Origin of the sequence: Cellulomonas chengniuliangii (genome assembly GCF_024508335.1) — a bacterium.
In the GTDB taxonomy this organism is placed as follows: Bacteria; Actinomycetota; Actinomycetes; order Actinomycetales; family Cellulomonadaceae; genus Cellulomonas_A; species Cellulomonas_A chengniuliangii.
The window spans coordinates 2,037,706-2,063,761 of the sequence record NZ_CP101988.1; the positions used below are offsets into that span (position 1 = coordinate 2,037,706).

General features: G+C 70.9%; 17 protein-coding genes and 3 rRNA genes. 3 read left to right on the forward strand and 17 right to left on the reverse strand.

Annotated elements, in window-relative coordinates; genetic code table 11:
• The first annotated feature begins 31 nt into the window (after window positions 1–31).
• From NP064_RS09435 to NP064_RS09445, 3 genes are all read left to right on the forward strand, one after another.
• Window positions 32–1,006 carry an ATP-binding cassette domain-containing protein gene (locus NP064_RS09435; RefSeq protein WP_227569387.1) on the forward strand — a complete coding sequence of 325 codons (975 nt, stop codon included), beginning with the start codon at window positions 32–34 and terminating at the stop codon, window positions 1,004–1,006.
• Entirely contained in the window at window positions 1,003–1,806 is an 804-nt protein-coding gene (locus tag NP064_RS09440; RefSeq protein WP_227569388.1) for an ABC transporter permease, read from the forward strand. Before NP064_RS09435 ends, NP064_RS09440 begins: the two co-directional genes overlap by 4 nt.
• A 63-nt stretch (window positions 1,807–1,869) precedes the next feature.
• Window positions 1,870–2,841 (forward strand): COX15/CtaA family protein, encoded by a 972-nt coding sequence (locus tag NP064_RS09445; protein ID WP_308015275.1) that lies wholly within the window; start codon window positions 1,870–1,872, stop codon window positions 2,839–2,841.
• Window positions 2,842–2,927: 86 nt separating this feature from the next.
• Here NP064_RS09445 and NP064_RS09450 read toward each other — a convergent pair whose 3' ends face one another.
• The 17 genes from NP064_RS09450 to tyrS all read right to left on the reverse strand — a co-directional run bounded on the left by NP064_RS09450 (window position 2,928) and on the right by tyrS (window position 26,019).
• On the reverse strand, window positions 2,928–3,551 hold the full coding sequence (locus NP064_RS09450; protein ID WP_372456367.1) for an NUDIX domain-containing protein: 624 nt from the start codon (window positions 3,549–3,551) through the stop codon (window positions 2,928–2,930).
• Between the two features lie 46 nt (window positions 3,552–3,597).
• Window positions 3,598–5,283, reverse strand: a complete 1,686-nt coding sequence (gene pyrG, locus NP064_RS09455) for a CTP synthase (RefSeq protein WP_227569389.1) — start codon at window positions 5,281–5,283, stop codon at window positions 3,598–3,600.
• A 124-nt stretch (window positions 5,284–5,407) separates the two neighbouring features.
• Window positions 5,408–6,520 (reverse strand): glycosyltransferase family 4 protein, encoded by a 1,113-nt coding sequence (locus NP064_RS09460; RefSeq protein ID WP_227569390.1) that lies wholly within the window; start codon window positions 6,518–6,520, stop codon window positions 5,408–5,410.
• On the reverse strand, window positions 6,517–8,169 hold the full coding sequence (murJ, locus tag NP064_RS09465; protein WP_227569414.1) for a murein biosynthesis integral membrane protein MurJ: 1,653 nt from the start codon (window positions 8,167–8,169) through the stop codon (window positions 6,517–6,519). The genes NP064_RS09460 and murJ overlap by 4 nt, the downstream gene beginning before the upstream one ends.
• Before the next feature lie 2 nt (window positions 8,170–8,171).
• Window positions 8,172–9,086 (reverse strand): hypothetical protein, encoded by a 915-nt coding sequence (locus NP064_RS09470; protein ID WP_227569391.1) that lies wholly within the window; start codon window positions 9,084–9,086, stop codon window positions 8,172–8,174.
• On the reverse strand, window positions 9,083–10,126 hold the full coding sequence (locus NP064_RS09475) for a copper transporter (RefSeq protein WP_227569392.1): 1,044 nt from the start codon (window positions 10,124–10,126) through the stop codon (window positions 9,083–9,085). The genes NP064_RS09470 and NP064_RS09475 overlap by 4 nt, the downstream gene beginning before the upstream one ends.
• Before the next feature lie 52 nt (window positions 10,127–10,178).
• Entirely contained in the window at window positions 10,179–11,366 is a 1,188-nt protein-coding gene (steA, locus tag NP064_RS09480; RefSeq protein WP_227569393.1) for a putative cytokinetic ring protein SteA, read from the reverse strand.
• A gap of 6 nt (window positions 11,367–11,372) precedes the next feature.
• Window positions 11,373–13,115, reverse strand: coding sequence for a DNA repair protein RecN (recN, locus tag NP064_RS09485; RefSeq protein ID WP_227569394.1), 1,743 nt, complete (start codon window positions 13,113–13,115; stop codon window positions 11,373–11,375).
• Between the two features lie 2 nt (window positions 13,116–13,117).
• Window positions 13,118–14,011: an NAD kinase gene (locus tag NP064_RS09490; protein ID WP_227569395.1), complete on the reverse strand. Its 894-nt coding sequence runs from the start codon at window positions 14,009–14,011 to the stop codon at window positions 13,118–13,120.
• The gene (locus tag NP064_RS09495; RefSeq protein ID WP_227569396.1) at window positions 14,008–14,835 is read right to left on the reverse strand and encodes a TlyA family RNA methyltransferase; all 828 of its coding nucleotides are present in this window, start codon (window positions 14,833–14,835) and stop codon (window positions 14,008–14,010) included. Before NP064_RS09495 ends, NP064_RS09490 begins: the two co-directional genes overlap by 4 nt.
• Before the next feature lie 6 nt (window positions 14,836–14,841).
• Window positions 14,842–15,042, reverse strand: coding sequence for a hypothetical protein (locus NP064_RS09500; RefSeq protein ID WP_227569397.1), 201 nt, complete (start codon window positions 15,040–15,042; stop codon window positions 14,842–14,844).
• 83 nt (window positions 15,043–15,125) lie between these two features.
• Window positions 15,126–16,187 (reverse strand): HAD-IIA family hydrolase, encoded by a 1,062-nt coding sequence (locus NP064_RS09505; RefSeq protein ID WP_227569398.1) that lies wholly within the window; start codon window positions 16,185–16,187, stop codon window positions 15,126–15,128.
• Window positions 16,184–17,047 (reverse strand): hypothetical protein, encoded by an 864-nt coding sequence (locus NP064_RS09510; RefSeq protein WP_227569399.1) that lies wholly within the window; start codon window positions 17,045–17,047, stop codon window positions 16,184–16,186. Before NP064_RS09510 ends, NP064_RS09505 begins: the two co-directional genes overlap by 4 nt.
• Window positions 17,048–18,867: 1,820 nt before the next feature.
• Window positions 18,868–18,984, reverse strand: a 5S ribosomal RNA gene (gene rrf, locus NP064_RS09515).
• Window positions 18,985–19,062: 78 nt separating this feature from the next.
• A 23S ribosomal RNA gene (locus NP064_RS09520) occupies window positions 19,063–22,173 on the reverse strand.
• A 397-nt stretch (window positions 22,174–22,570) separates the two neighbouring features.
• Window positions 22,571–24,094, reverse strand: a 16S ribosomal RNA gene (locus tag NP064_RS09525).
• The 16S, 23S and 5S rRNA genes sit together here, the layout of an rRNA operon.
• 662 nt (window positions 24,095–24,756) lie before the next feature.
• Complete coding sequence (gene tyrS / locus NP064_RS09530; protein ID WP_227570870.1) at window positions 24,757–26,019, reverse strand: tyrosine--tRNA ligase; 1,263 nt, start codon at window positions 26,017–26,019, stop codon at window positions 24,757–24,759.
• Window positions 26,020–26,056: the final 37 nt, after the last annotated feature.

Consider the following 26,056-nt stretch of genomic DNA (forward strand, 5'->3'; position numbering starts at 1 on the left):
CGTGTCCGACGGAGCGCCTAGCATCGCCCAAATGGGGGACGCGATCGTCGCGCGGGGTCTCGTCAAGCGCTACGGCGACATCGTCGCGCTCGACGGAGTGGATCTCACGGTGCCCACGGGCACCGTGCTCGGGCTGCTCGGGCCCAACGGCGCCGGGAAGACCACGGTCGTGCGCATCCTCGCGACGCTCCTGCGCCCCACCGCGGGCGCCGCGAGCGTCGCCGGCAAGGACGTGCTGGGCCAGCCCGCCGAGGTGCGCCGGCACATCGGCCTGTCCGGCCAGTACGCCGCCGTCGACGAGTACCTGACCGGCTTCGAGAACCTGGTGATGATCGGGCGGCTCTACCACCTGGGCCGCGCCGCGTCACGGTCCCGGGCACGCGAGCTCCTCGAGCGCTTCTCGCTCGTCGAGTCGGCCGACAGGCCCACCCGCACGTACTCGGGCGGCATGCGGCGGCGCCTCGACCTGGCGGGAGCACTCGTCGCCGACCCGCCCGTGATCTTCCTCGACGAGCCCACCACCGGGCTCGACCCGCGCGGCCGCACCGAGATGTGGGACGTCATCCAGACCCTCGTCGCGGGCGGCACCACCCTGCTCCTGACCACGCAGTACCTGGAGGAGGCGGACCTGCTCGCCGACGAGATCGTGGTCATCGACCACGGCCGCATCATCGCGCAGGGCACCTCGGACGACCTGAAGCGCGAGGTCGGCGGCGAGCGGCTCGAGATCACGGTGACCGACGGCGCGCAGCTCGACGAGGCCGGCCGCCTGCTGGCGCCCCTGGGCCTGGCCCCGCCGACGCTCGACGTGGGACGCCGCACGCTGGTGATGCCCGTGGCGGGCGGTGCCTCACGGCTCGCCGAGACGCTGCGGGTGCTCGACGGGACGGCCGTCACGCTCGACGACATCGGGCTGCGCCGCCCCACGCTGGACGACGTGTTCCTGTCGCTGACCGGCCGCACCACCCAAGACGGGGACGGGGAGCAGGAAGGACGGCAGCCATGAGGGTCCCGAACGTCGTCGCGGACGCGTCGGTCGTCGCGACGCGCAACGTCATCAAGATCAAGCGGGTGCCCGACCTGCTGGTCTTCACCACGCTGTCCCCGATCATGTTCGTGCTGCTGTTCGCGTACGTCTTCGGCGGGGCGATCGAGGGCGGCGACGGCGGCGAGTACCGGCAGTTCCTCATCGCGGGGATCTTCGCCCAGACCGTGATCTTCGGCGCCACCATCACGGGCGCGGGCCTCGCCGAGGACGTCAAGAAGGGGATCATCGACCGGTTCCGCTCCCTGCCGATGTCCCCGTCGGCGGTCCTCACGGGCCGGACCTTCTCCGACGTCATCAACAACGTGATCGTGCTGGTCGTCATGTCGCTGACCGGGCTGGTCGTCGGGTGGCGGATCACCGGCTCCCTTGCGGACGCCGTCGCGGGCTACCTGCTGCTGATCGTGTTCGCGTACGCGATCTCGTGGATCTTCGCGTGGGTCGGCATGCTCGTGCCCAGCCCCGAGGTGGTCAACAACGCGTCGTTCATCATCATCTTCCCGCTGACCTTCGTGGCGAACACCTTCGTGCCGCTCGACACGATGCCCGCCCCGCTGCAGGCCTTCGCCGAGTGGAACCCCGTCTCGGCCGTCACGCAGGCGGCTCGCGAGCTCTTCGGGAACATCCCGGCGGGCACGCCCGAGCCCACCGGCTGGGCGTTGCAGCACCCTGTCGTCTACACCCTCATCTGGTCGGTCGTCATCCTCGGGGTGTTCGTGCCGCTCGCGAACGCGCAGTACCGCGTCTCCACCAGCCGCTGAGCCCGCCGCATCTCACACCGGGCGTGCCGTGATCGCGCGGCGCCCGCACGTACGCTGGTCCGCGTGAGCGCTGCCCCCGTCATGACACCAGGCCTGCCAGCCACCCGCCGCGACGTGTGGCGCCGGCGCGCCATCATCGCCAACCTCGTCGCCCAGATCGGCATCGTCGTCACCGGCGGCGCCGTGCGGCTGACCGCCTCGGGCCTCGGCTGCTCCACCTGGCCGATGTGCGAGCCGGGCGCTTTCACGCCGGTGCGCCACGCCGCCGCCACCGGCCACTCGTTCATCGAGTTCGGCAACCGGACCCTCACCGGGGTGCTCGGCGTGATCGCTGTCGCGGTGGCCGTGCTCGTCTGGACCAACCGCTCACGCGGCCTCGGCTACCGACGGCTCGGTTTGGCGCCGCTGATCGGCGTGGCACTGCAGGCCGTCGTCGGCGGCATCACCGTGCTGCTCCACCTGCACCCCGCCGTGGTGGCGATGCACATGCTCATCTCGCTGGGCCTCATCGCCGCCTCGACCCTGCTGCTGCGACGCGAGGACGAGGGGGACGAGGCGCCGCGCGCGCTGGTCGGCCCCGCCGTCGTGCGCACCGGATGGGTGCTCGCCGGCGTCGCCGTCGTGCTGCTGTGCCTGGGGGTCGTCGTCACGGGCGCCGGCCCACACGGCGGGGACGAGGAGGTCGCGTACCGCTTCGCCGTCGACCCCGCGCTCATGTCGCGCGTGCACGCGGCGGCGGTGTGGGCGTTCTGCGCGGTGCTCGCCGTCATGCTGGCCGCCCTGTGGCGCACCGGCGCGCCGCGGACGGCACGCCGCTCGGGGATCATGCTCGGCGCCGTCACGCTCGCCCAGGGCCTGATCGGCTACGTGCAGTACTTCACCGGGCTCCCCGCGTTGCTCGTCGGGCTGCACATGCTCGGGGCCGGGCTGCTCACGGCCGCGCTGACGTGGTTCCTGCTGACCCTGCGCTCCCGCGGCCAGTTGCCCTCTGACGACGCGGCCCCGGCGCCCGTCGAGGCGTCGAGCGCAGTCTGAGGCGCGACGGGCGTCACAGCCCGCACGACGAAGGCCGGCCCCGGGCGGGGGCCGGCCTTCGTCGTGCGGGCAGAGGTGTCGACGGGTCAGCCTGCGACGGCCGCCTCGTCGGCGGGGCGCAGGGTGGACCAGCCACGATCCCGAGCGGCTGCCGCCGCGAGCACGCCGAGCACGGCCGTGGGGCTGTGCAGCCGGCCCCCGAGCACCGCTGCCACCGCCTCGTCGAGCGGGACCCACACCGGAACCATGTCGGCCTCCTCGTCCTCACGGACGAAGCGCTCGTCGTCCGGCACCGGTGACAGGTCGCGCGCCAGGAAGATGACGATCCGCTCGTCGGAGCCGCCGGGCGAGGAGAAGTAGTCCACCAGCAGGCTCCAGGAGCCGGCGCGCAGGTCCGCCTCCTCGCCGAGCTCGCGCGCCGCGGCGGTGGCCAAGGGCTCCCCCGGCACGTCGAGCAGGCCCGCGGGCGGCTCCCAGAGCTCGGTGCGGACCGGGTGCCGGTACTGCGAGAGCAGCAGCACCCGGTCGTGCTCGTCGAGGGCGATGACGGCGACCGCGCCGGGGTGCGCCACGTACTCGCGGAGCACCTGCGTCGCGCCGAGGTCGACCACGTCGCCCACGACATCCCACACCTTGCCGGCGTGGATCTGCGTGTGCTCGGTGACGGGCCGCGGCGCGTGCAGGTCGGTCAGCCCGGCCGGGGCGGCCACCCCGTCGACGCCGTCGACGCCGCCCCGGGCAGGGCTGTCCGCCACGTCAGTCCTCGTCCGTGCCGCGACGCTGGAGCGCGGCGCCGACCAGGCCCGCGAACAGCGGGTGCGCCCGGTTGGGCCGCGACTTGAACTCGGGGTGCGCCTGCGTCGAGACGTAGTACGGGTGCACGTCCCGGGGCAGCTCGACGAACTCGACGAGCGACGCGTCCGGGGAGGCCCCAGAGACGACCAGGCCGGCAGCCTCGAGCTTGTCGCGGTAGGCGTTGTTGACCTCGTAGCGGTGCCGGTGGCGCTCGGAGACCTTGGTGGTCCCGTACGCCTCGGCCACGACCGAGCCCTCCTTGAGCACCGCGTCGTACGCCCCGAGGCGCATGGTGCCGCCCAGGTCGCCGGCGCCGTCCACGATCGAGAGCTGCTCGGCCATCGTCGCCACGACCGGGTCCGCGGGGTTCGTGTCGAACTCGGAGGACGACGCCTCCGGGAGGCCCAGCACGTTGCGGGCGTACTCGATGACCATGCACTGCAGGCCGAGGCAGATGCCGAGCGTCGGCACCTGCTGCTCGCGGGCCCAGCGCAGCGCGCCGAGCTTGCCCTCGATGCCGCGCACCCCGAACCCTCCGGGGACGAGCACGGCGTCCACGCCCTCGAGCGCCAGGGCGGCGTCCTCCGGCGTCTGGCAGTCGTCCGACGTGACCCACCGGATGACCACCCGGGTGTCGTGGTGGAACCCACCGGCGCGCAGCGCCTCCGTCACCGACAGGTACGCGTCGGGGAGGTCGATGTACTTGCCGACGAGCGCGACCTCGACCTGGTGGGCCGGGGCGTGCACGCGCTGCAGCAGGGCGTCCCAGCTGCCCCAGTCGACGTCGCGGAACGGCAGGCCGAGCCGCTGCACCACGTAGGCGTCAAGCCCTTCCGAGTGCAGCACCTTGGGGATGTCGTAGATGCTCGGCGCGTCCTTGCACGTGACGACCGCCTCGACGTCGACGTCGCAGAACAGCGCGATCTTGCGCTTCGTCGACTCGGGGATGTCCCGGTCGGAGCGGCACACGATCGCGTCGGGCTGGATGCCGATCGACCGCAGGGCGGCCACGGAGTGCTGCGTCGGCTTGGTCTTGAGCTCGCCGCTGGGGCCGATGTACGGCACCAGGGAGACGTGCAGGAAGAAGACGTTGTCGCGCCCGAGGTCGTGCCGGACCTGCCGGGCCGCCTCGAGGAAGGGCTGCGACTCGATGTCGCCGACGGTGCCGCCGATCTCCGTGATGATCACGTCCGGCGGAGTCCCGACAGCGGGGTCGGCCTGCGCCCGCATGCGGGTCTTGATCTCGTCGGTGATGTGCGGGATGACCTGCACGGTGTCGCCGAGGTACTCGCCGCGTCGCTCCTTGGCGATCACCTGCGAGTACACCTGGCCGGTGGTCACGTTCGAGGAGCCGACCAGGTCGACGTCCAGGAAGCGCTCGTAGTGCCCCACGTCCAGGTCGGTCTCGGCGCCATCCTCGGTGACGAAGACCTCACCGTGCTGGAACGGGTTCATCGTGCCGGGGTCGACGTTCAGGTACGGGTCGAGCTTCTGCATCGTGACCCGCATGCCCCGGGAACGCAGCAAGCGCCCCAGACTGCTGGCCGTCAAGCCCTTGCCGAGAGAGGAGGCGACGCCTCCGGTGACGAAGATGTGCCGGGTCGTGTTGTCCGACCGCCCGGAGAGTCGATCTGCGCGCTCTGCCACGGGCTTCCACTCTACCCGAGAGATCCGCAGCGGTGGCCCCCAGGGAAGGTGAGTCGCAGCACTCTCCTGCCGATCCCGCGCGGGCCTTCGGCCGGACGTGCCCCGCCGCGGAGTGCGGAGGCGGTCAGCTCGACCGCTGCGGGGCGGCGCCGTAGACGTCGTGCAGCTGCTCGACGACGTCCGCCACGCGCGGCAGCGTCGCGGCCCGCGCGCGGGAAGCCGCAGCGAGGGCGGCACGCCGCGACGGGTCCGCGAGCAGCCCCGCCACGGCACTCGCCAGCGCGGCCGCGTCGCCCACCGGCGTCAGCACAGCGGCGTCGCCGGTCACCTCGCGGGTGCCGCCGGCGTCGGTCGCCACCACGGGCGCGCCCAGCTGGAGGGCCTCCTGCACGGCGATCGGCTGCCCCTCCCACACCGCGGTGCTCACCACCACGTCCGCGGCGGCGAGCAGGTCGGCGACGTCCTCCCTGCGCCCGAGCAGCCGCACGGGCAGGTCCTCCTCCTCGATCCGAGACCGCAGCTCGCCGTCGAGAGGGCCGTCTCCGGCGAGGGCCCACACGAGGCCGTCCAGGGCATCGACGGAGCGGAGCAGGGACGCCGCGTCCGCCAGCAGGCCCAAGCCCTTCTGCGGCGCCAGGCGGGCGACGCTCACGACCAGCGGGGCGCCTGGCCCCACGCCGAGCTCAGCGCGCACGGCCGCTGTCCCCCGACCGGGCTCCGGCAGCGGGGGCGCGGGCACCAAGGCCCGTCGCGCGTGCTGTGCCCCGCGCACCCTGGCGCGGGCCACGAGGTCTCCGGAGACGCCGAGGACCTCGTCGGCGCCGCGCGCCACGACCAGCTCCAGCACCGTGGACACCGCCTGGATGGCGCGTCCCCCGACGGGCAGGTTGTGCAACGTCACGACCACCCGTGGCCGCCCACGGGGCGGCAGGGACCGTGCCGCGAGCACCGCGAGCGCCCCGGCGCGCAGTCCGTGGGCGTGCACCACGTCGGCGCCCTGAGACAGGGCGCGCAGCCGCCGCACCGCGGCGGCGTCGGCGGGCCGTGGACGATCGGCGATCGGCGTGGCGTGGAAGACGGCCGCCCCGCCCGACGGCGCCACGACTTCCCGGAGCTCGGGCGGGCCGGCCACGTGCACGGTCATCCGTCCGGGGTCCTCGCCCAGGGCGCGAGTGATCTGGGCGACGTGCCGGGACACCCCGCCGGCGCTGGAGCCGAGCACCTGCAACACCCTCATGGCGCCTCCCCCTGGTGGTCGCGGACACTGAGGGGCGTCGCGCCGCGATCGAGGCCGAGGACCCCCCGCAGCGTGCCGCGGTCGAGCCCGGCGACGGCGACCGTCACCAGCACGATCGCGAGCGCCCCGCCGCCGGCGCCGGCTCCCAGCGCGGACGCCCATCCGCTGTCGAAGATCGCGAGCGCCTGGTCGGTGGTCCACCGGCCGGCGGCGGCGCCCACGAGCACGCCCCCGGTGAGGACCACCAGGGTGCGCGGAGCGCCCTGCAGCGCGCCGGCGCCCGCGACCTTCCGCAACGCGGCGAGCAGCGCGACCGCGGCGACGAGCATGCCCGCCGTGTTCGCCGCGCCCAGGGCGACGAGCATCCGCGGGCCGTCATGCGGCGGCGCCCAGAGCCATGCCAGGAGCGCGGCCGTGACCGCCACGGCGCTCCACCCCCATACCGCGGCGACGACGGCGGCGCGCCCGTGCTCGAGGGCGTACAGCGCGCGGGCGACGTGGAAGAGGAGGGCGAACCCGACCAGGCCCGGCGCCATCCAGGTCAGCGCGGGGCCCATCGCCAGCACCAGCTCGGACTCCTCCGGATGGACGATGGACGCGAACAGCTCGGCGACCGCCGGCGCCGCGGCGACCAGGGCGGCGACGCCCACACCGGCCGCCACCAGCACCGCCCGAGTGGTCAGGGCCGCCATCTCGGCGAAGCCCCGCCGTGCGGGCCGCGCCGCGCGCTCCGCGAGCCGCGGGAACGTGCTGGTCGCCAGGGGCACGGCGAGGACCGCGTACGGGAGCAGGTAGACCGCCTGGGCGTACAGGAAGACGCTCCAGACCCGGCCGCCCGCGAGCAGCAGCATCGCCACCACCGACGCCTGCTGGGCGAGCAGCGCGCCGATGCCGGCGAACGCCAGGCTCCGCACCCGTGCCGCCACCCCGGGCGGGAAGCTCAGGGTCGGCCGGAAGCGCACACCCGAGCGCAGCACCGGGATGAGCAGGGGCAGGCTCATGGCGGCGACACCCGCCGTGGTGCCCCACGCCAGCCAGGCGAGGGCGCCAGGGGGCAGCGCCGACGCGTCATTGACCTGCCCGTCCGCGAGCTGCCCGTAGACGGCGTAGGCCACGATCACGACGGCCGTCGACAGCGCCGGGGCGAGCGCCGGCCAGAAGAACCGCCGCTGCGCCTGGAGCAGGCCGGACAACACCACTCCCAGGCCGTATAACGGGATCTGCGCCGCGAACACCAGGATGAAGTAGCGGATCAGCTCGGGCTGGACTGGGTCGTCGGTGAGGCCGGCGAACAGCCGGGCGAGCGGGCCTGCAGCCAGCGCCAGGGCGCCCGCCAGGGGCACGAGCACCAGCAGGGTCCAGCCGAGCAGCGCGGACGCCGTCCTGTTGACCTCCGCCCGGTCGCCGCGCCGCAACGGCGCGGTGACCACGGGGATCAGCGCTCCGGCCAGCGCTCCACCAGCGGCCACCTCGAACAGGACGTTCGGCAATGTGTTCGCCGTGTTGTACGCCCCGCCGATCAGGCCGGGGCCCACCGCTCCCGCCTGGACGAACCAGCGTCCGAACCCCAGCAGGCGGCTGAGCACCGTGATGGCGGCGATCATCGCCGCCGCGCTGGCGAGGCCGCCGAGCGCCCGCCTGGTCGACATGCTCACGCGCCGCGGCTCTCGTCTCCAGCGCGGGCGACGGGAGCGGCTGGCGCCATGGGGCGCCGGCCCCAGCCGTCGAGCTCGCGCAGCACCGGTGTGCGGGCGATGACCTGGGTGAAGCTGACGCGCTCGCTCGCCACGGTGAGCCCCACGGCGCCCGCGAGCAGGGCGAGCCGCACGGGCCGGGGCGCGTCGAGCACCACCGCGGCGCCCAGCATCGCGCCGAGCGCGTTCGCTCCCCCGTCGCCCAGCATGTCGCGCTCGGCCAGGTCCGCCTCGATCCCTGCCGACGCGGCGCCCACCACCGCGGCTGCCGCGCCCGACCCGGCGCCTCCGGCGAGCGCCATCGGCGCCGCGGCGAGGCCGACGGCCTTCAACGCGCGTCCGGGGCGCAGGTCCAGCAGGTTGACGAGGTTCGCGGTGGCCGCGATGAGCGCCCCCGAGGCCGCCACGTCGGCGGCCCACGCCACTGGCGCCCGGCGCGAGCCGTCGGCGCCGCGCCCCGGGGTGGCGACCGCTGCCGCGACCAGTGCGCCGGCTCCGATGCCCAGCACCTTGAGCGCGCCAGTGGTCAGCCGGCCCTCGCGCAGCGCGCCGAGGTGGCCGCGCAGCCCTTTCGCACGCGTCTCCTGGTCTTCCGCCAGGTCGTCCACAAGGCCGAACGTCGCGCCCGCCAGGGTCGCCACGCTCGACGCGACCGCTGCACGCGGCGTCGGGGCGCCGAGGGCTCCGCCGACGATTAGTCCCGCCGCGGCGGCGGGACCCGAGAGCAGGCTCACCGGCTCGCCGCGGTGGTTCATCCGGGTCCACCGGCGGGAGCCGCCGGGCGGGTCCTCGTCGAGGGCGCCCCGGACCGCGAGCGTGACGCTCGACGCCGCGAGCCCGGCGACGACCCTCTGCCCCAGGCCCACCGTCATCCCGCGGCCCCGTTCGCGGCGCCATCAGGGTCGGCCACGCCGTCTGCGGCCGGGGGGACCGGTGTGCGGTCGACGGGCGGAAGGGCCACCCGCGTCGGCACGATCGTCTCGCCCTCAGCGAATCCGTAATGGCCGTTGACGCCACCGATCCGCGCGTTCAGCGCGAGCGGCACGCTCACCTGTCCGGCAATCAGGTCGGCGCCCGCGACGGTGGTGATCTTCCCGGAGAGCGCGTCATCGGCGATCACCCGGCCGGCGAGGGTCGTGCTGGACGACCCGGAGTCTGCCAGGACAGCGCCCTCCGAGCCGTCCTGCGCGGCGGTCACGACGGCGAGCTGCGCCGTGACGATGGCAGCGGCTGCGTCCTCGTCGACGTCCTCGTCCTTGTCCTCGGGCGCCCGCGGGGTGAGGACGACGATCGCATCCGCCGGGGCGCTCACCGATTCCGCGCCGGTCACGAGCGGCTTGTCGCCGACGCTCAGCAGCTGGAGCAGCACCGACGCGGGCTCGGAGAACTGGTCCGGCGCCTGGGGGTCCGCGCCCGTGAGGGCCTGCACGAGTGCCGTCGCCAGTTCGACGTCGGTGCCGGTGTTGTCGGCCGGCGCCGGGTCCAGGTACTCCACGAGAGTGCCGACCAGCGCCTGGCGGAAGCTCCGCAGCCCGGGGTCCGTCCAGGTCTCGGCCAGGGTGACCACGCCGCTGACCTGCGCGCCGGACGCGGTGAGCTGCGCCTCGATCTCGTCGACCTCGCCCTCGGTCACCTCGCCGAGCGCCACGACCGCCACGCGGCGGTCGGCCAACGCGCCGGCGAGCAGCTGCGGCGCGGCCGACTCGATGTAGTCGGTGGCGTCCTGCAGGTTCGCGGAGGCGACGTCGGCCTCCGTCCGAAGCGACTCCTTCTCCGCGCGCAGCGCCTGCACCTGGCCGGTGAGGGTGTCGCCGATGGTCTCCTTGAGCGGCCCGGCGCCCAGAGCGATCCCGACCGCGAGGGCCAGGAACACCGAGATGAGCGAGACGATGTGGTAGCGGAAGTCGATCACGATGTGGTCTCTCGGTCAGGTGCGGGCGTGGGCCGGGGCGTCTGGGGCGCGGTCATGGCGTGGAGCCGAAGATCGAGCGGGTCCACGAGAACAGGTCGTCGAACCGCGCGCCGGTGAGGCCGAGCAGCGTCTGCCCCGCCTCGGTGGACGCGAGCGCGACGCCGAGCGCGAGCAGCCCGGCCATGACGAGCAGCAGCAGCTGCACGTTGGAGATGCGCTGACGGTACAGCCGCGACACCCCCTTGGCGTCGACGAGCTTGCTGCCCACGCGCAAGCGCGTCAGGAACGTGGAGGCCATGCCCGAGCGGCCCTTGTCCAAGAACTCGACGAGCGTGGCGTGCGTGCCGACGGCGACGATGAGCTCCGCGCCCTTGTCGTCGGCCAGCAGCATCGCCACGTCCTCGCTGGTGCCGGTCGCGGGGAAGACGACGTGCTGCACGCCGAGCTGCTCGACCCGTGCGAGACCGGGCGCGCGGCCGTCGCGGTAGGCGTGCACCACGACCTCCGCGCCGCACCGCAGGGCGCGGTCGGAGACGGAGTCCATGTCGCCGACGATGAGGTCGGGGGTCCACCCGGCCTCGAGGATGGCGTCCGCGCCGCCGTCCACGCCGATGAGCACCGGCCGGTACTCGCGGATGTACGGCCGCAGCGTGACGAGGTCTTCCTTGTAGTGGTAGCCGCGCACGACGATCAGCACCTGCCGCCCGTCGATGACGGTGGACACGTCCGGCACCCCGACGCCGTCGAGCAGCAGCTCGCGCTCCCGCCGGAGGTAGTCCATCGTGTTGGCGGCGAAGGACTCGAGCTGGACGGACAGCCCTTCCCGCGCCTCCGCCATCGCCGCGGCGACGGTCTCGTCGGTCTGCTCGACGCCTTCGGCGACCAGCGTGGCGCCGTCGTGCACCGCGCCGTCGACCACGCGCAGCGTGCGGCCGTCGGGGATCGTCATGATGTCGGGCCCGAGGTCGTCGATCAGCGGGATGCCCGCCTCCACGAGGATCTCCGGGCCGAGGTTCGGGTATCTGCCCGACGTCGACCGGGCGGCGTTGAGGACAGCGGCCGGCTGGCACGCGACGAGCGCCTCGGCGGACACGCGGTCGATGTCCAGGTGGTCGATGACCGCGATGTCACCGGGACGCAGACGCTTGGTCAGCGCCTTCGTCCTCGGGTCGACACGGGCGGGGCCGGCGACTCCGGGCTCGTCGGGCAGGGGGGCGCGCTTGCGCAGCGAGACTCTCATCGGGGTTCATCGTCCCATGCCGGAGAGGCTCAGGAGCTCGGCTGCGTGCGTGCGTGCCGCATCGGAGTCCTGGTGGCCTGACAGCATCCTGGCGAGCTCGCGCACGCGCTCGTCTCCCGTGACGTCCCGCACATCGGACTCGGTCACCACATCGGCGCCTTCTCCGGTCGACTTCGTCACCACGAGGTGCTGATCGGCGAACGCCGCGACCTGCGCGAGGTGCGTCACGACGAGCACCTGGCCCCCGCGGGCCAGCGCCGCCAAGCGGCGGCCCACCTCGACCGCGGCCTTGCCTCCCACACCGGCGTCGACCTCGTCGAAGACGAACGTCGCCGGCCGGTGGGCGCCCGAGCCGGGCGAGGTGGCCAGGGCCACCTCGATCGCGAGCATGACGCGTGACAGCTCGCCGCCGGACGCCCCCTTGCCGAGCGGACGCGCCGGGGCCCCCGCGTGCGGGACGAGGAGCATCTCGACGACGTCGGCGCCGTGCGGGCCTGGCTCGTCGGCGGGCTCGACCCGGACGCGCAGTTGCGCGCCGCCCATGGCGAGGCCCGCCAGCTCCGTGGTGACCGCCTCGGCGAGGGACGACGCGGCCCGCAGCCGTCCGTCGGTGATCGACTTCCCCAGCGTCTCCAGGGTCGCGGTGAGCTCCTCCGCCTGGGCGGCGAGCGCGGCCAGGCGCCCGTCGCCGTCGTCCAGGTCGAGGAGGCGTCGCCCGGCGGCGTCCGCCCAAGCGAGCACCTCGGCGACGTCGGCCCCGTAGCTGCGGGTCAAGGAGGCCAGCTCGGCCCTCCGGCGCTGGGCCTGGTCGAGCCGCGCGGGGTCGGCCTGGAGGTCCTCGAGGTACGACGCCAGGTCGGTGGCGGCGTCGGTCAGCAGGTATCCCGCCTCGGCGACCCGGGTCGCGAGGGCGGCGAGCGTCGGGTCGTGCTCGCCGGCCAGCTCGAGGGCCCGGCGGGCATGCTCGACGAGGGCGGCTGCCGCCTGCTCCTCGCCGACCCCTGTGCCGTCCTCCCCGACCAGGACGGTGTGGGCTCCAGCAGCCGCCGCGCGGAGGTCCTCCGCGTGCGCCAGCCGGTCGATCTCGGCGCCGAGGGCCACGTCCTCGCCCGGTTGCGGGGCGATCCGCTCGACCTCGCCGAGCCCCAGGCGCAGCAGCTCGGCCTCGCGCGCCCGTTCCTGCCCGCGCTCGGTCAGCTCGTGCAACTCGGCGACGACGGCCTGGCGCCGGGACCAGCTCTCCCGGTAGGCGGACAGCACTTCCTCGTGCTCGGGGCCCGCGTAGGCGTCCAGGGCCTGGCGCTGGCGTGCCGGAGACCGGAGACGGGCCTGGTCCGCCTGCCCGTGAACGGTCACGAGCTCGTCGGCGATCTCCGCGAGGACTCCTTGCGGCACCGACCGCCCGCCCAGGAACGCGCGAGACCGTCCCGTCGAGCCGGGCGTCGTCGCGGCGACGGTGCGGACCAGCACGAGGGACCCGTCGTCGTCGAGCTCGGCGCCGGCCTCGAGCGCGCGGGCCAGCACCCGGGAGTCGGAGGGCAGCAGGACCCGTCCCTCCACCGCGGCCGAGGCGCCCCCGGTGCGCACGGTCGCCGGGTCGGCCTTGCCGCCGAGCAGCAGGTTGAGGCCGGTGAGCACCATCGTCTTGCCGGCGCCGGTCTCGCCTGTCAGGACGGTGAGCCCGGGCCGCAGCGGGACGTGCGCCCGGCCGATCACCCCGAGGTCCTGGATCCGGATCTCTTCCAGCATGGCTATCCCTCCCGTCCGATCGAGGTGCCGTACGGCCGGGGGGCCTCGGGGCCTCCGCGCCATCCCTCGACGGGCAGGCCGAACTTGCTGACCAGCCGATCGGTGAACGGCGCGGGGGTCAACCGGGCCAGCCGGACCGGTATCGGGCTCTTCCGGACCTCGACGCGCGAGCCCACCGGCACGTCGATCCGACGACGCCCGTCGCAGCTGAGGATCGCGCTGGCGGGCGATCGGTTGATCAGCTCGACGGCGAGGACGCTCGATGGCCCCACCACGAGCGGCCGCGCGAAGAGGGCATGCGCCGAGAGCGGCACGAGGATCATCCCGTCGACGTCCGGCCACACCACGGGCCCGCCGGCAGAGAACGCGTGCGCGGTCGACCCGGTCGACGTCGACATCACCACCCCGTCGCAGCCGAACGACGACAGCGGCCGTCCATCGACCTCGACGACGACCTCGATCATCCGGGCGGGGTCGCTCTTCTCCAGCGCGGCCTCGTTGAGCGCCCAGCCGCGGGCGATCTCGTCCCCGCCCGGCAGGTGCACTTCCACGTCGAGCGTCCCGCGCTCCTCGACCTCGTACGCGCCGTCGGCGAGCCGACGCACCGCCTCGGCGATGTTCTCCCGCTCGCTCTCCGCGAGGAACCCGACATGGCCCAGGTTGACGCCGAGCAACGGCAGGCCCGAACCCCGGGTGAGCTCCGCCGCTCGCAGGATGGTGCCGTCGCCGCCCAGCACGATGGCCATCTCGATGTCCCCGAGCGGCACGGGCACGCTGTCGTCGAGTGCCAGCACCGGCGTCATGCCGACGGCCTCCAGCGCGCGCAGGGTCTCCTGCGTGGCGGCGACCGCCTCCTCCCGGCCGCTATGGGTCACGACAAGCGCACGACGCCTCATGCCTCTTCACCTCCGGGCGCAGGGGCGCGGACCGCGGCCTCCACCTGCTCGACGAGCTCCATGTCCGAGAGGGGGGTCCCCGAACGGCGCAACCACAAGAAGTACTCCACGTTGCCACTCGGCCCCGGCAGAGGGCTGCGGACCACGCCGGCGACGTCCAACCCGAGGCGCACAGCGCTGCGCGCCACGCCCAGCACCGCCTCGGCTCGCAGCACCGGCGACCGCACCACCCCGCCGGAGCCCAGGCGCTCACGGCCCACCTCGAACTGCGGCTTGACCATGACGACGAGGTCGGCGTCGGGCCGCGCCACCGCCACCAGGGCGGGGAGCACGAGCGTCAACGAGATGAAGGACAGGTCGGCGACGACGAGCTCGGGCGCCGGATCGACGTCGCCGGGCTCCAAGCCCCGCACGTTCACACCCTCGCGGACCTCCACCCGCGGATCCTCCCGCAGGGCCTGCACGAGCTGATCGTGTCCGACGTCCACCGCCACGACGTGCGCGGCGCCCCGTCGCAGCAGCACGTCGGTGAAGCCTCCCGTGCTGGCCCCGGCGTCGAGGCATAGCCGCCCCTCGACGCGCAGCCCTTCGTCGGCCCACGCGTCGAGGGCGCCCACCAGCTTGTGGGCAGCGCGCGACGCCCACGCAGGCTCAGCGTCCGTGGCATCGACGTCGACCCGCTGGCCGTCCCGGACGGAGGTGGCGCTGCGACGCGCCACCGCGCCGTCGACGAGCACACGGCCGGCGGCGATCAGCTCGGCCGCGTGACGACGCGACCGAGCCACACCGCGCCGCACGAGCTCGCTGTCCAGTCGAGAGCCCATGAGCCGTCAGCCCTCAGTGTCCGCGAGCCGCGCCTGCAGACCCGTGTGGACGGCCTCGAACGCCGTGACGTGCGTGGAGAGCGGCTGGGCCGCCAGGCCCGCCAGCCCAGCCAGCACCGCGTCGACCTGCGGGTCGCCCGTGGCGCCCGCGCCCTCGTGGTCAGTGCTGGGCGCCACGCCGTCGCGCGCCTCGTCCACGTCACTCACCGATGTCACTCCCCGTCGTCGGTCCCACTGGGTGGGGCTGGGTGGCGGCGCCGGTGTCCGGACGCCGCCACGGCACGCCCACGCTACCGGGCGCCTGCCACAGAGCCGACGTCATGCACATCCAGGTCGGGGACGGATCCGGCGTCGAGCTCCCCGCCCGCGTCGACCGTCGACCACGCCGCCGCGCACGCCGCGCGCACCAGGTCCACCCCGTCCTCCGTGCCGCTCGCACCGCCCGTCGAGCGGTGCAGCTCGAGCCGTCCGTCACGCACTCGGGCGGCGGTGGACCGGCACTCCCACCAGCCCTCCGCGCCGAGCACCGGCTCCGGGTGGGGAGTCAGCAGCGAGAGCAGGTCGGCGCCGATGTACGAGGGCCGCTCCCCCGGCGTGGCCAGCACGTCGTCCCGCGCCGTGCTGACTCCCGTGAGCACGTGCAGGCCCGGGTAGTCGGCCGCGCGGGCGCCGCCCAGATCGGTGTCCAGCCGGTCGCCGATGACGAGCGGGGCCTGGGCGCCCGCTCGCTCGACGGCCAGCTGGTACATGGTGGGAGACGGCTTGCCGGCGCTCGCCGGCTCGACGCCGGTCGCCGACCGCACCGCGCCGACGAGCGCGCCGTTGCCGGGGGCGAACCCCCGCGCGGTGGGCAGGCTCAGGTCGAGGTTGCTCGCCACGTGCCACGCGCCCCGCTGCACCGCGTACGCGGCCTCGGCGAGCTGCGCCCATCCGAGCTCGGGCGCGAAGCCCTGGGCGACGGCATCGGGCTCGTCGTCAGCCGACGTCACCACGGTGAAGCCGGCGGCGCGCACCGCGGTGACGAGGCCGGCGCCACCGACCACCAGCACCTTGGCGCCACGCGGCAGGCGGGTGGTGAGGACCACCGCGGCGGCCTGTGCGGCCGTCATCACCTCGTCCGGGCTCGCGGGTATGCCCAGCCCGGACAGCTGGCCGGCCACCGACTCGGGCTCGCGCGAGGCGTTGTTGGTCACGAACACCAATCGCTGCCCGATCGCGCGCGCCCCGGCGAGCCCCTCCGCGGCGCCCGGGATCGGCTCGTGGCCTCGGTAGGCCACGCCGTCGAGGTCGACGAGGGCGAGGTCGTACCGCTCAGCCAGCGGGACGTCGCATCCCAGCAGGCCGCCCCTCATGCCTGGTCCCCCTGCTGCTCCTCGTCCACCGACCCATCGACGGCGTCCACGGGGGCGTCGGCCACAGCGGCCGGCTCTGCCGAGTCGCCGTCATCGTCGGACGAGTCGCCTCCTGCCTCGGTGGGCGCATCGGCAGCGCCTGCCTCGTCGCCGACCGAAGCGTCGGCCGTGCCCGCCTCGTCGTCCTCGACCAGGTCGTAGACGACGACGTCGTCCTCGTCATCGGCGAGGTCTCCGGACGCCTCCGCGAGCTGCCGCTGCGAGAACGGGGCGAGCTCCGCCTCGGCTTCGGAGGGCTTGCCTGCCGCTGTGAGCGCGGCGGCGCGGGCCTGGGCGACGCGCGCTGCGAGCACTCCCGTGAGCGCGCGGATCTCCGGGGTCGCCAGGACGGCGACTGCGGCCTCCGGCTCCCCGAGGTCCAGCCGGGCGCCGCTGACGACGATCGCCAGCTCGACCCGGGCGCTGGGCTCGAGCCCTTCGGCCTCCGGGCTCGCCGCCAGCGCGAGAGCGCGCTCAGGGCGCCCGAGCCCGCGTTCGCAGTCCGCCATGATGGCGAGGTGCTCGGAGGAGCCGTTCAGTCGGCGCACGGTGCGCAGCTCGCGCAGCGCCTCGGCGAACCGCCCTGTCCGGTAGGCCGCCAGGCCGGCGGCCTCCCTGACCACGTCCACGCGCCCAGCGCGGCGGACCGCGGCCTGGGCGTGCTCGTAGGAGAGCTCGGGCTGCTCATCGAGAAGGCGCCCGGCCATCACGAGGTGCAGGCCGACGTTCTCGGCGTTCTCCTTGCTCAGCGTCCGCAGCCGCGCGCGCACCGAGCGGTCCAGGTCGGAGAACTGGATGTCATCGGGCAGCTCGGGAGCCACCTCGCGCACCGTCTGCGGCGGACGCGACGACCGTGTGTCGTCGCGTGACGGCCGCTCGGACCACTGGGGCCGGTCGGTGTGGTCTCCACCGGGACGCGAGGTGCGCTCGCCGTCCCGTGGGGGTCGGCCGGCGTCACGTGCGGGACGACGGTCGTCGCGGGCGGGCCGGCGGTCGTCAGCGCGCGGCCGGTCCTCGCGACGGGCGTAGGAGCTCTCCCGTCCGGCGAACCGGTCCTCGGAGGCCGGGCGACGGTCGTCCGTGCGGGGACGATCGTCACGAGCCGGCCGGCGGTCGTCGGCGCGGGGGCGCCGGTCGTCCGTGCGAGGACGGTCGCCGAAGCGTGCCGGACGCGACTCGTCACGCGGCGGGCGGGAGTCCCGCGGGGTGAAGTCGCCGCGCTCGGGGCGATCGCCCCGCGGAGGGCGGCGGTCGTCCGAGCCGGGACGGAAGGCTCCGCTCGGCCGCTGTCCCTCGTGGCGAGGGGCCGCGCTGGACGGACGGAAGCCGCTTCCGCCACGGTCGGGGCGGGCCGACCTGTCGTCACGGCGCTCTTCGCGCGCGGGGAACCGGTCGTCGCGAGCGGGCCGGCGGTCATCGGACCACGCCGGTCGCCCCTGGTCCCGGAAGCCCTCACGGGCGGGGCGGGCGTCGCGCGACGGGTACCGGTCATCACGTGCAGGACGCGCGTCGCGTGACGGGTACCGGTCATCACGTGCGGGACGGCGGTCGTCGTCCCGAGCGGGCCGACGGTCGTCCGAGCCACCGCGGAAGCTGGTGGGGCGCTGACCCTCGTACCGGGGGCGCTCGCCTTCGAACCGAGGGCGCTGGCCCTCGTGCCTGGGCGCGCCGCCGGACGGACGGAACCCGCCAGCGCTGCGCTCGGGACGGCCGGCGCCGGGCGCCCGGTCGTCACGCGAGGGACGACGGTCGCCCGCGTCCGGGCGGGATCCGCCGGAGCGCTGCCACGGCGCGTCACCGGAGGGACGGTACGGACGGTCGCCGCGCGGGGGGCGCCCGTCGGACGGTCGGCCTCCACCGAAGCCGGAGCCCCCGGTGGGACGCGACGTGCGGTTGTCGCGGTCGAAGGACGGGCGTCCCTCGCCGCGCGAGTCGCTGCGCTCATTGCGCTGCTGGTACGGGCGGTCGCCTGCTCCGCGCCGGTCGTCGCGGAACGGGCGCGCGGACGAGTCGGGGCGCTGGCCGTCGCGTCGAGGCGCGCCACTGCTCGGACGAGCGGACCGGTCGTCGCGTGAGGAGCGCTGAGCGGAGCCGTCGCGCGGATTCGAGCGCCACTCGCCGCCGAGCGGCGGGCGGGAAGCCCTGGTCTCCCGGCCTGCGTCCCAGCTGTCACGAGCCCGGCTGGCGCCGCGGTCGTCGCGCTCGGGACGCTGCGCGCGCGCGTCGGGGCGGTCGGTGCCTCTCGCACCACCCCATGACGACGCGCCACGCGCTGAGCGTGGCTGCTGGCCGGCGACACGCGGCGGCCGGCCATCTCCTGTGGCGCGTCCCCGGTCACGGGCGCCGCCCGTGCTGCCTGCGTTCGTACGCGGCGTCCTGGGCGGACGTGCTCCGTCGTCACTGTTCATGTGTGTGAGTTCCCCTCATCGTGCTGCAACCACCATGATCTCATCCCTGCCGGGGAGTCCGGTCCGATCCGGGCCCGCAACGGGGTCGAGCACGTCACCTCGAGGCAGGTCGAATGGCTGGACGGCCGGCCGATGGCGGCAGGCGGCTGCATCGCACAGCCGTCCTGGCCAATTCGATGGCCTGGAAAACAGAAAGAGCCATCCCCATAGGGGATGGCTCTTTCTGAATGATGTTCCGGCGGCGACCTACTCTCCCACACCCTGGCGAGTGCAGTACCATCGGCGCTGAAGGGCTTAGCTTCCGGGTTCGGAATGGGACCGGGCGTTTCCCCTTCGCTATGACCGCCGTAACTCTATGGAGATATGAATCTCGGGATGATTCCCGTTCGTATCTCGGGAACCGCACAGTGGACGCGTAGCAATGTAGTGTGGTGAAGTCATCGGCTTATTAGTACCGGTCAGCTCCAGCAGTCTTTCGTCCTGCCTTCCACATCCGGCCTATCTACCCAGTGGTCTAGCTGGGAGCCTCTCGGGGCACTAGTCCCCATGGAAACCTCATCTTGAAGCAGGCTTCCCGCTTAGATGCTTTCAGCGGTTATCCCTTCCGAACGTAGCCAACCAGCCGTGCTCCTGGCGGAACAACTGGCACACCAGAGGTTCGTCCGTCCCGGTCCTCTCGTACTAGGGACAGCCCTTCTCAAGTTTCCTGCGCGCGCAGCGGATAGGGACCGAACTGTCTCACGACGTTCTAAACCCAGCTCGCGTACCGCTTTAATGGGCGAACAGCCCAACCCTTGGGACCTACTCCAGCCCCAGGATGCGACGAGCCGACATCGAGGTGCCAAACCATGCCGTCGATATGGACTCTTGGGCAAGATCAGCCTGTTATCCCCGGGGTACCTTTTATCCGTTGAGCGACGGCGCTTCCACAAGCCACCGCCGGATCACTAGTTCCGACTTTCGTCCCTGCTCGACCTGTCAGTCTCACAGTCAAGCTCCCTTGTGCACTTGCACTCGACACCTGATTGCCAACCAGGCTGAGGGAACCTTTGAGCGCCTCCGTTACATTTTAGGAGGCAACCGCCCCAGTTAAACTACCCACCAGGCACTGTCCCTGGTCCGGATGACGGACCGAGGTTAGATATCCAGAGCGACCAGAGTGGTATTTCAACGTTGACTCCACCGACACTGGCGTGCCGGCTTCACAGTCTCCCACCTATCCTACACAAGCCGCACCGAACACCAATACCAAGCTATAGTAAAGGTCCCGGGGTCTTTCCGTCCTGCTGCGCGTAACGAGCATCTTTACTCGTAGTGCAATTTCGCCGAGTTCGCGGTTGAGACAGCGGGAAAGTCGTTACGCCATTCGTGCAGGTCGGAACTTACCCGACAAGGAATTTCGCTACCTTAGGATGGTTATAGTTACCACCGCCGTTTACTGGGGCTTAAATTCTGAGCTTCGCCTTGCGGCTGACCCGTCCTCTTAACCTTCCAGCACCGGGCAGGCGTCAGTCCGTATACATCGTCTTGCGACTTCGCACGGACCTGTGTTTTTAGTAAACAGTCGCTTTCCCCTGGTCTCTGCGGCCGTCCACGCTCCCCCAGCAAGTGGGATCACGCTTCGGGCCCCCCTTCTCCCGAAGTTACGGGGGCATTTTGCCGAGTTCCTTAACCACGATTCTCTCGATCGCCTTAGTATTCTCTACCTGACCACCTGAGTCGGTTTAGGGTACGGGCGGCTAGAACCTCGCGCCGAGGCTTTTCTTGGCAGCATAGGATCACCCAATCATCCCGCATTCGCGGTCACCATCAGTTCTCAGGCTATGTGAGAGGCGGATTTGCCTACCTCTCGCCCTACAACCTTGGACGTGGACTACCATCGCCACGCTGGGCTACCTTCCTGCGTCACCCCTGTTAATGCGCTTACCTACTGCCGGCTCGGGTCGCGCGCTCCCCCGTCCGGTGTCCCCGAAGGGACGATGGACGGCTTCGGGCGCTTAGCATCACCGGGGTCGGTATGGGCGGTTCTTCGCCGGTACGGGAATATCAACCCGTTGTCCATCGACTACGCCTGTCGGCCTCGCCTTAGGTCCCGACTTACCCAGGGCGGATTAGCCTGGCCCTGGAACCCTTGGTCATTCGGCGGACGGGTTTCTCACCCGTCTTTCGCTACTCATGCCTGCATTCTCACTCGTGTGGCGTCCACCGCTGGGTCACCCCGCGACTTCACTCGCCACACGACGCTCCCCTACCCATCCACACGCCTGAACCACGAAGGCTAAGCTATTGTGTGAATGCCACAGCTTCGGCGGTATGCTTGAGCCCCGCTACATTGTCGGCGCGGAATCACTTGACCAGTGAGCTATTACGCACTCTTTCAAGGGTGGCTGCTTCTAAGCCAACCTCCTGGTTGTCTGTGCAACTCCACATCCTTTCCCACTTAGCATACGCTTGGGGGCCTTAGCTGGTGGTCTGGGCTGTTTCCCTCTCGACTACGGAGCTTATCCCCCGCAGTCTCACTGCCACGCTCTCACTTACCGGCATTCGGAGTTTGGCTAACGTCAGTAACCTTGTGGGGCCCATCGGCTATCCAGTAGCTCTACCTCCGGTAAGAAACACGTGACGCTGCACCTAAATGCATTTCGGGGAGAACCAGCTATCACGAAGTTTGATTGGCCTTTCACCCCTAACCACAGGTCATCCCCTCGGTTTTCAACCCAAGTGGGTTCGGTCCTCCACGCGGTCTTACCCGCGCTTCAACCTGCCCATGGCTAGATCACTTCGCTTCGGGTCTAGAGCACGCGACTGTATCGCCCTATTCGGACTCGCTTTCGCTACGGCTTCCCCACACGGGTTAACCTCGCCACGTACCACTAACTCGCAGGCTCATTCTTCAAAAGGCACGCTGTCACCCCTGCTAGGGAGGCTCCAACGGATTGTAGGCACACGGTTTCAGGTACTATTTCACTCCCCTCCCGGGGTACTTTTCACCTTTCCCTCACGGTACTTGTCCGCTATCGGTCACTAGGTAGTATTTAGGCTTAGCAAGTGGTCTTGCCGGATTCACACGGGATTTCTCGGGCCCCGTGCTACTTGGGATCCCCCTCGGGAGGCCACGTCATTTCGTCTACGGGGGTCACACCCTCTGTGCCGGGCCTTTCAATGCCCTTCGACTATAACGCGGCTTTCTGACTCCCTGCTGATTCGGCAGAACCAGCTGAAAGGTCCCACAACCCCGCACACGCAACGCCTGCCGGCTATCACACGCATACGGTTTGGCCTGATCCGCTTTCGCTCGCCACTACTCACGGAATATCTCTTCCTGTCGGTACTGAGATGTTTCACTTCCCGACGTTCCCTCCACACACCCTATATATTCAGGTGCGGGTCACTGGACATGACTCCAGCGGGGTTTCCCCATTCGGAGATCCTCGGATCACGGTTCGTTTGCCAACTCCCCGAGGCTTATCGCAGGCTACTACGTCCTTCATCGGCTCCTAGTGCCAAGGCATCCACCCTGTGCCCTTAAAAACTTGACCACAAAATTCTACAAAGATGCTCGCGTCCACTGTGCAGTTCTCAAGCTACGAACGATCCCCGCGCTGACACCGGCGCCTACCCAGAACTGGGCGGTTCGACCGATCACACGGACCCGTATCCAGCCACCCCACCGCAACCCATCCGAAGACGAGCCAGCGGGGCAACCCGAGACAACAACCTTCCGGCTGTTCCCTCAGGACCCAACAGCGTGCCCAGCCGACCCGATCAGACCCCCTCGTGTTCCAGACCCGGGCGAACCCGAGACGTACTAGAAGGAGGCCAGCGCGAGGCCGGCCATAGTCGATGTTCCACCCTTGAGCTCCACCCCCGGCTCGTTCGGCCGGGGACATGGGCCTGGACCCGGCCCCCGAAGAGACCTGGCCAGATGCTCCTTAGAAAGGAGGTGATCCAGCCGCACCTTCCGGTACGGCTACCTTGTTACGACTTAGTCCCAATCGCCAGTCCCACCTTCGACGGCTCCCCCTCTTGCGAGTTGGGCCACCGGCTTCGGGTGTTACCGACTTTCGTGACTTGACGGGCGGTGTGTACAAGGCCCGGGAACGTATTCACCGCAGCGTTGCTGATCTGCGATTACTAGCGACTCCGACTTCATGGGGTCGAGTTGCAGACCCCAATCCGAACTGAGACCGGCTTTTTGGGATTCGCTCCACCTCGCGGTATCGCAGCCCTTTGTACCGGCCATTGTAGCATGCGTGAAGCCCAAGACATAAGGGGCATGATGATTTGACGTCATCCCCACCTTCCTCCGAGTTGACCCCGGCAGTCTCCTATGAGTCCCCGGCATGACCCGCTGGCAACATAGGACGAGGGTTGCGCTCGTTGCGGGACTTAACCCAACATCTCACGACACGAGCTGACGACAACCATGCACCACCTGTACACCGACCTTGCGGGGAGCACATCTCTGCACTTTTCCGGTGTATGTCAAGCCTTGGTAAGGTTCTTCGCGTTGCATCGAATTAATCCGCATGCTCCGCCGCTTGTGCGGGCCCCCGTCAATTTCTTTGAGTTTTAGCCTTGCGGCCGTACTCCCCAGGCGGGGCACTTAATGCGTTTGCTGCGGCACGGAACTCGTGGAATGAGCCCCACACCTAGTGCCCAACGTTTACGGCATGGACTACCAGGGTATCTAATCCTGTTCGCTCCCCATGCTTTCGCTCCTCAGCGTCAGTTGCGGCCCAGTGACCTGCCTTCGCCATCGGTGTTCCTCCTGATATCTGCGCATTCCACCGCTACACCAGGAATTCCAGTCACCCCTACCGCACTCTAGTCTGCCCGTACCCACTGCAAGCCCGAGGTTGAGCCTCAGGTTTTCACAGCAGACGCGACAAACCGCCTACGAGCTCTTTACGCCCAATAATTCCGGACAACGCTTGCGCCCTACGTATTACCGCGGCTGCTGGCACGTAGTTAGCCGGCGCTTCTTCTGCAGGTACCGTCACTTTCGCTTCTTCCCTGCTGAAAGAGGTTTACAACCCGAAGGCCGTCATCCCTCACGCGGCGTCGCTGCATCAGGCTTGCGCCCATTGTGCAATATTCCCCACTGCTGCCTCCCGTAGGAGTCTGGGCCGTATCTCAGTCCCAGTGTGGCCGGTCGCCCTCTCAGGCCGGCTACCCGTCGTCGCCTTGGTAGGCCTTCACCCCACCAACAAGCTGATAGGCCGCGAGCCCATCCTTGACCGATAAATCTTTCCAGACGCTACAGATGCCTGTGCGTCTCGTATCCGGTATTAGCCGCCGTTTCCCGCGGTTATTCCAGAGTCAAGGGCAGGTTACTCACGTGTTACTCACCCGTTCGCCACTGATCAGACAGGGCAAGCCCTGTCGTCACCGTTCGACTTGCATGTGTTAAGCACGCCGCCAGCGTTCGTCCTGAGCCAGAATCAAACTCTCCGTAGATGTCTCATGGCACCCCACCACCGAAGCGGCAAGGAAACCGACACACGAAACAGCCCCACCCGAAAGCAGGGCCAGTTAATTCGGCTGATTCGAAGACGCCACCCACGGGGTGGACAACGCCTCCATGTCAACCAAGACTCACCAACCAGCAACCCCCCACCAAAAAGCGGGGAACCACCAGACGATGAACCATCTTGGCATCGACTACTTGGCACACTGTTGAGTTCTCAAGGAACAGACGCTCATCCCGTCAGACCCTCTCGGGCCCTCGTGAGGCGGCTATTCAATCTTACCTGAGTTCGTTTCCCTCCCTGACCACCTCGCGGCGGCCGTTCGGGGCGTTCCCTCAGGCGATGTCTCCACTCTACCGGAGTTTCGCGCCGGCTCCGACCGCTCGTCGCGGCCTGGCCGATCACCTCCGACCCGACACACAGAGCCGACGCCCGAAGGCGTTCAACTACTGCATCTGGGTTGGTCGCTCCTCCGGGGACCGGCCTCCGAGGTTCAACCCTCGGTGTCCGTTCCTCCCTGGCAGGGCGACCTCCAGAACATTACGCGCGGCCGGCGGGAGCGTCAACTTGGCGGGTGCGTGATGCCGACCACATCCCCGTGAGCCGCGCGAGGCCAGGTCAGGGGGCCTCGCGCGGCCCACGGGTGGGCTCTCAGGCCTGGGCGTCGACCACGGCCAGGGTCCGCTTGCCGCGGCGGAGCAGTGCCCACCGCCCGTGCAGCAGCTGCTCCTCGGAGAGGACCGCGGACTCGTCGGCCACCTTGACGTTGTTGACCGAGGCGCCGCCCTCCGCGATCGCCCGGCGGGCGGCCCCCTTGCTGGCCGCGATGCCGGTCGCCGCGAACAGGTCGACGAGCGGGTCTCCCACGCGGCCCGGAGCGGTCGGCAGCTCGGCCACTGCGGCGCCGAGCACCGCCGGGTCGAGGCCGTCGAGGTCGCCGCGCCCGAAGAGGGCCTGGCTGGCGGCGACCACCTGGTCGGCGGCGGCCGCCCCATGCACGAGCGACGTGACGTCGTGCGCGAGCGCACGCTGGGCCTCCCGCGCCGCGGGCCGCTCGGCGACCGCCCGCTCGAGCTCCTCGATCTCCGCACGGGTGCGGAAGGTGAAGACCTTGAGGTACCCGACCACGTCGGCGTCGTCCGCGTTGAGCCAGAACTGGTAGAAGGCGTACGGCGAGGTGAGCTCGGGGTCGAGCCACACCGTGCCGCTCTCCGTCTTGCCGAACTTGGTCCCGTCGGCCTTCGTGATCAGCGGCGTCGTGAGCGCGTGCACGGCGACGCCCTCGGCCTTGCGGATCAGCTCCACGCCCGACAAGAGGTTGCCCCACTGGTCGCTGCCGCCCGTCTCCAGGCTCACGCCGTGCCGGCGGTGCAGCTCGAGGTAGTCCATCCCCTGCAGCACCTGGTAGCTGAACTCCGTGAAGCTGATGCCCTGGTCGCTGTTGAGCCGACGCGCGACGGTGTCCTTCGCCAGCATCGTGCCGAGGCGGTAGTGCTTGCCGACGTCGCGCAGGAAGTCGATGGCGGACAACGACGCCGTCCAGTCGAGGTTGTTGACCATCGTGGCCGCGGCAGGCCCGTCGAAGTCGAGCAGCGGCTCGATCTGGCGCCGGATCCGCTCGACCCAGCCCGCCACGACCTCGGGCGCGTTGAGCGTCCGCTCCCCCGTCATCTTCGGGTCCCCGATGAGCCCGGTGGCCCCGCCGACGAGGGCGAAGGGGATGTGCCCGGCGAGCTGCAGCCGGCGCACCGTGAGGATCTGCACGAGGTTGCCAATGTGCAGGCTCGGCGCGGTCGGGTCGAAACCGCAGTAGAGGCGGACCGGCTGCTCGTCGAGCGCTGCTCGGAGCGCGTCGAGGTCGGTGCTCTGGGCGACGAGCCCACGCCAGGCGAGCTCGTCAAGGATGTGCGTCACAGCTGTTCTCCTCTGTCCGGGGGCGGTGGCCCCCGAC

Bases quoted from the DNA above. Each gene is read 5' to 3' on its own strand.
- NP064_RS09435 (WP_227569387.1), top strand. From the start codon at position 32: ATGGGGGACGCGATCGTCGCGCGGGGTCTCGTCAAGCGCTACGGCGAC.
- NP064_RS09440 (WP_227569388.1), top strand. From the start codon at position 1,003: ATGAGGGTCCCGAACGTCGTCGCGGACGCGTCGGTCGTCGCGACGCGC.
- NP064_RS09460 (WP_227569390.1), bottom strand. From the start codon at position 6,520: ATGAGGGTGTTGCAGGTGCTCGGCTCCAGCGCCGGCGGGGTGTCCCGG.
- murJ (WP_227569414.1), bottom strand. From the start codon at position 8,169: ATGTCGACCAGGCGGGCGCTCGGCGGCCTCGCCAGCGCGGCGGCGATG.
- NP064_RS09470 (WP_227569391.1), bottom strand. From the start codon at position 9,086: ATGACGGTGGGCCTGGGGCAGAGGGTCGTCGCCGGGCTCGCGGCGTCG.
- steA (WP_227569393.1), bottom strand. From the start codon at position 11,366: ATGAGAGTCTCGCTGCGCAAGCGCGCCCCCCTGCCCGACGAGCCCGGA.
- recN (WP_227569394.1), bottom strand. From the start codon at position 13,115: ATGCTGGAAGAGATCCGGATCCAGGACCTCGGGGTGATCGGCCGGGCG.
- NP064_RS09490 (WP_227569395.1), bottom strand. From the start codon at position 14,011: ATGAGGCGTCGTGCGCTTGTCGTGACCCATAGCGGCCGGGAGGAGGCG.
- NP064_RS09495 (WP_227569396.1), bottom strand. From the start codon at position 14,835: ATGGGCTCTCGACTGGACAGCGAGCTCGTGCGGCGCGGTGTGGCTCGG.
- NP064_RS09505 (WP_227569398.1), bottom strand. From the start codon at position 16,187: ATGAGGGGCGGCCTGCTGGGATGCGACGTCCCGCTGGCTGAGCGGTAC.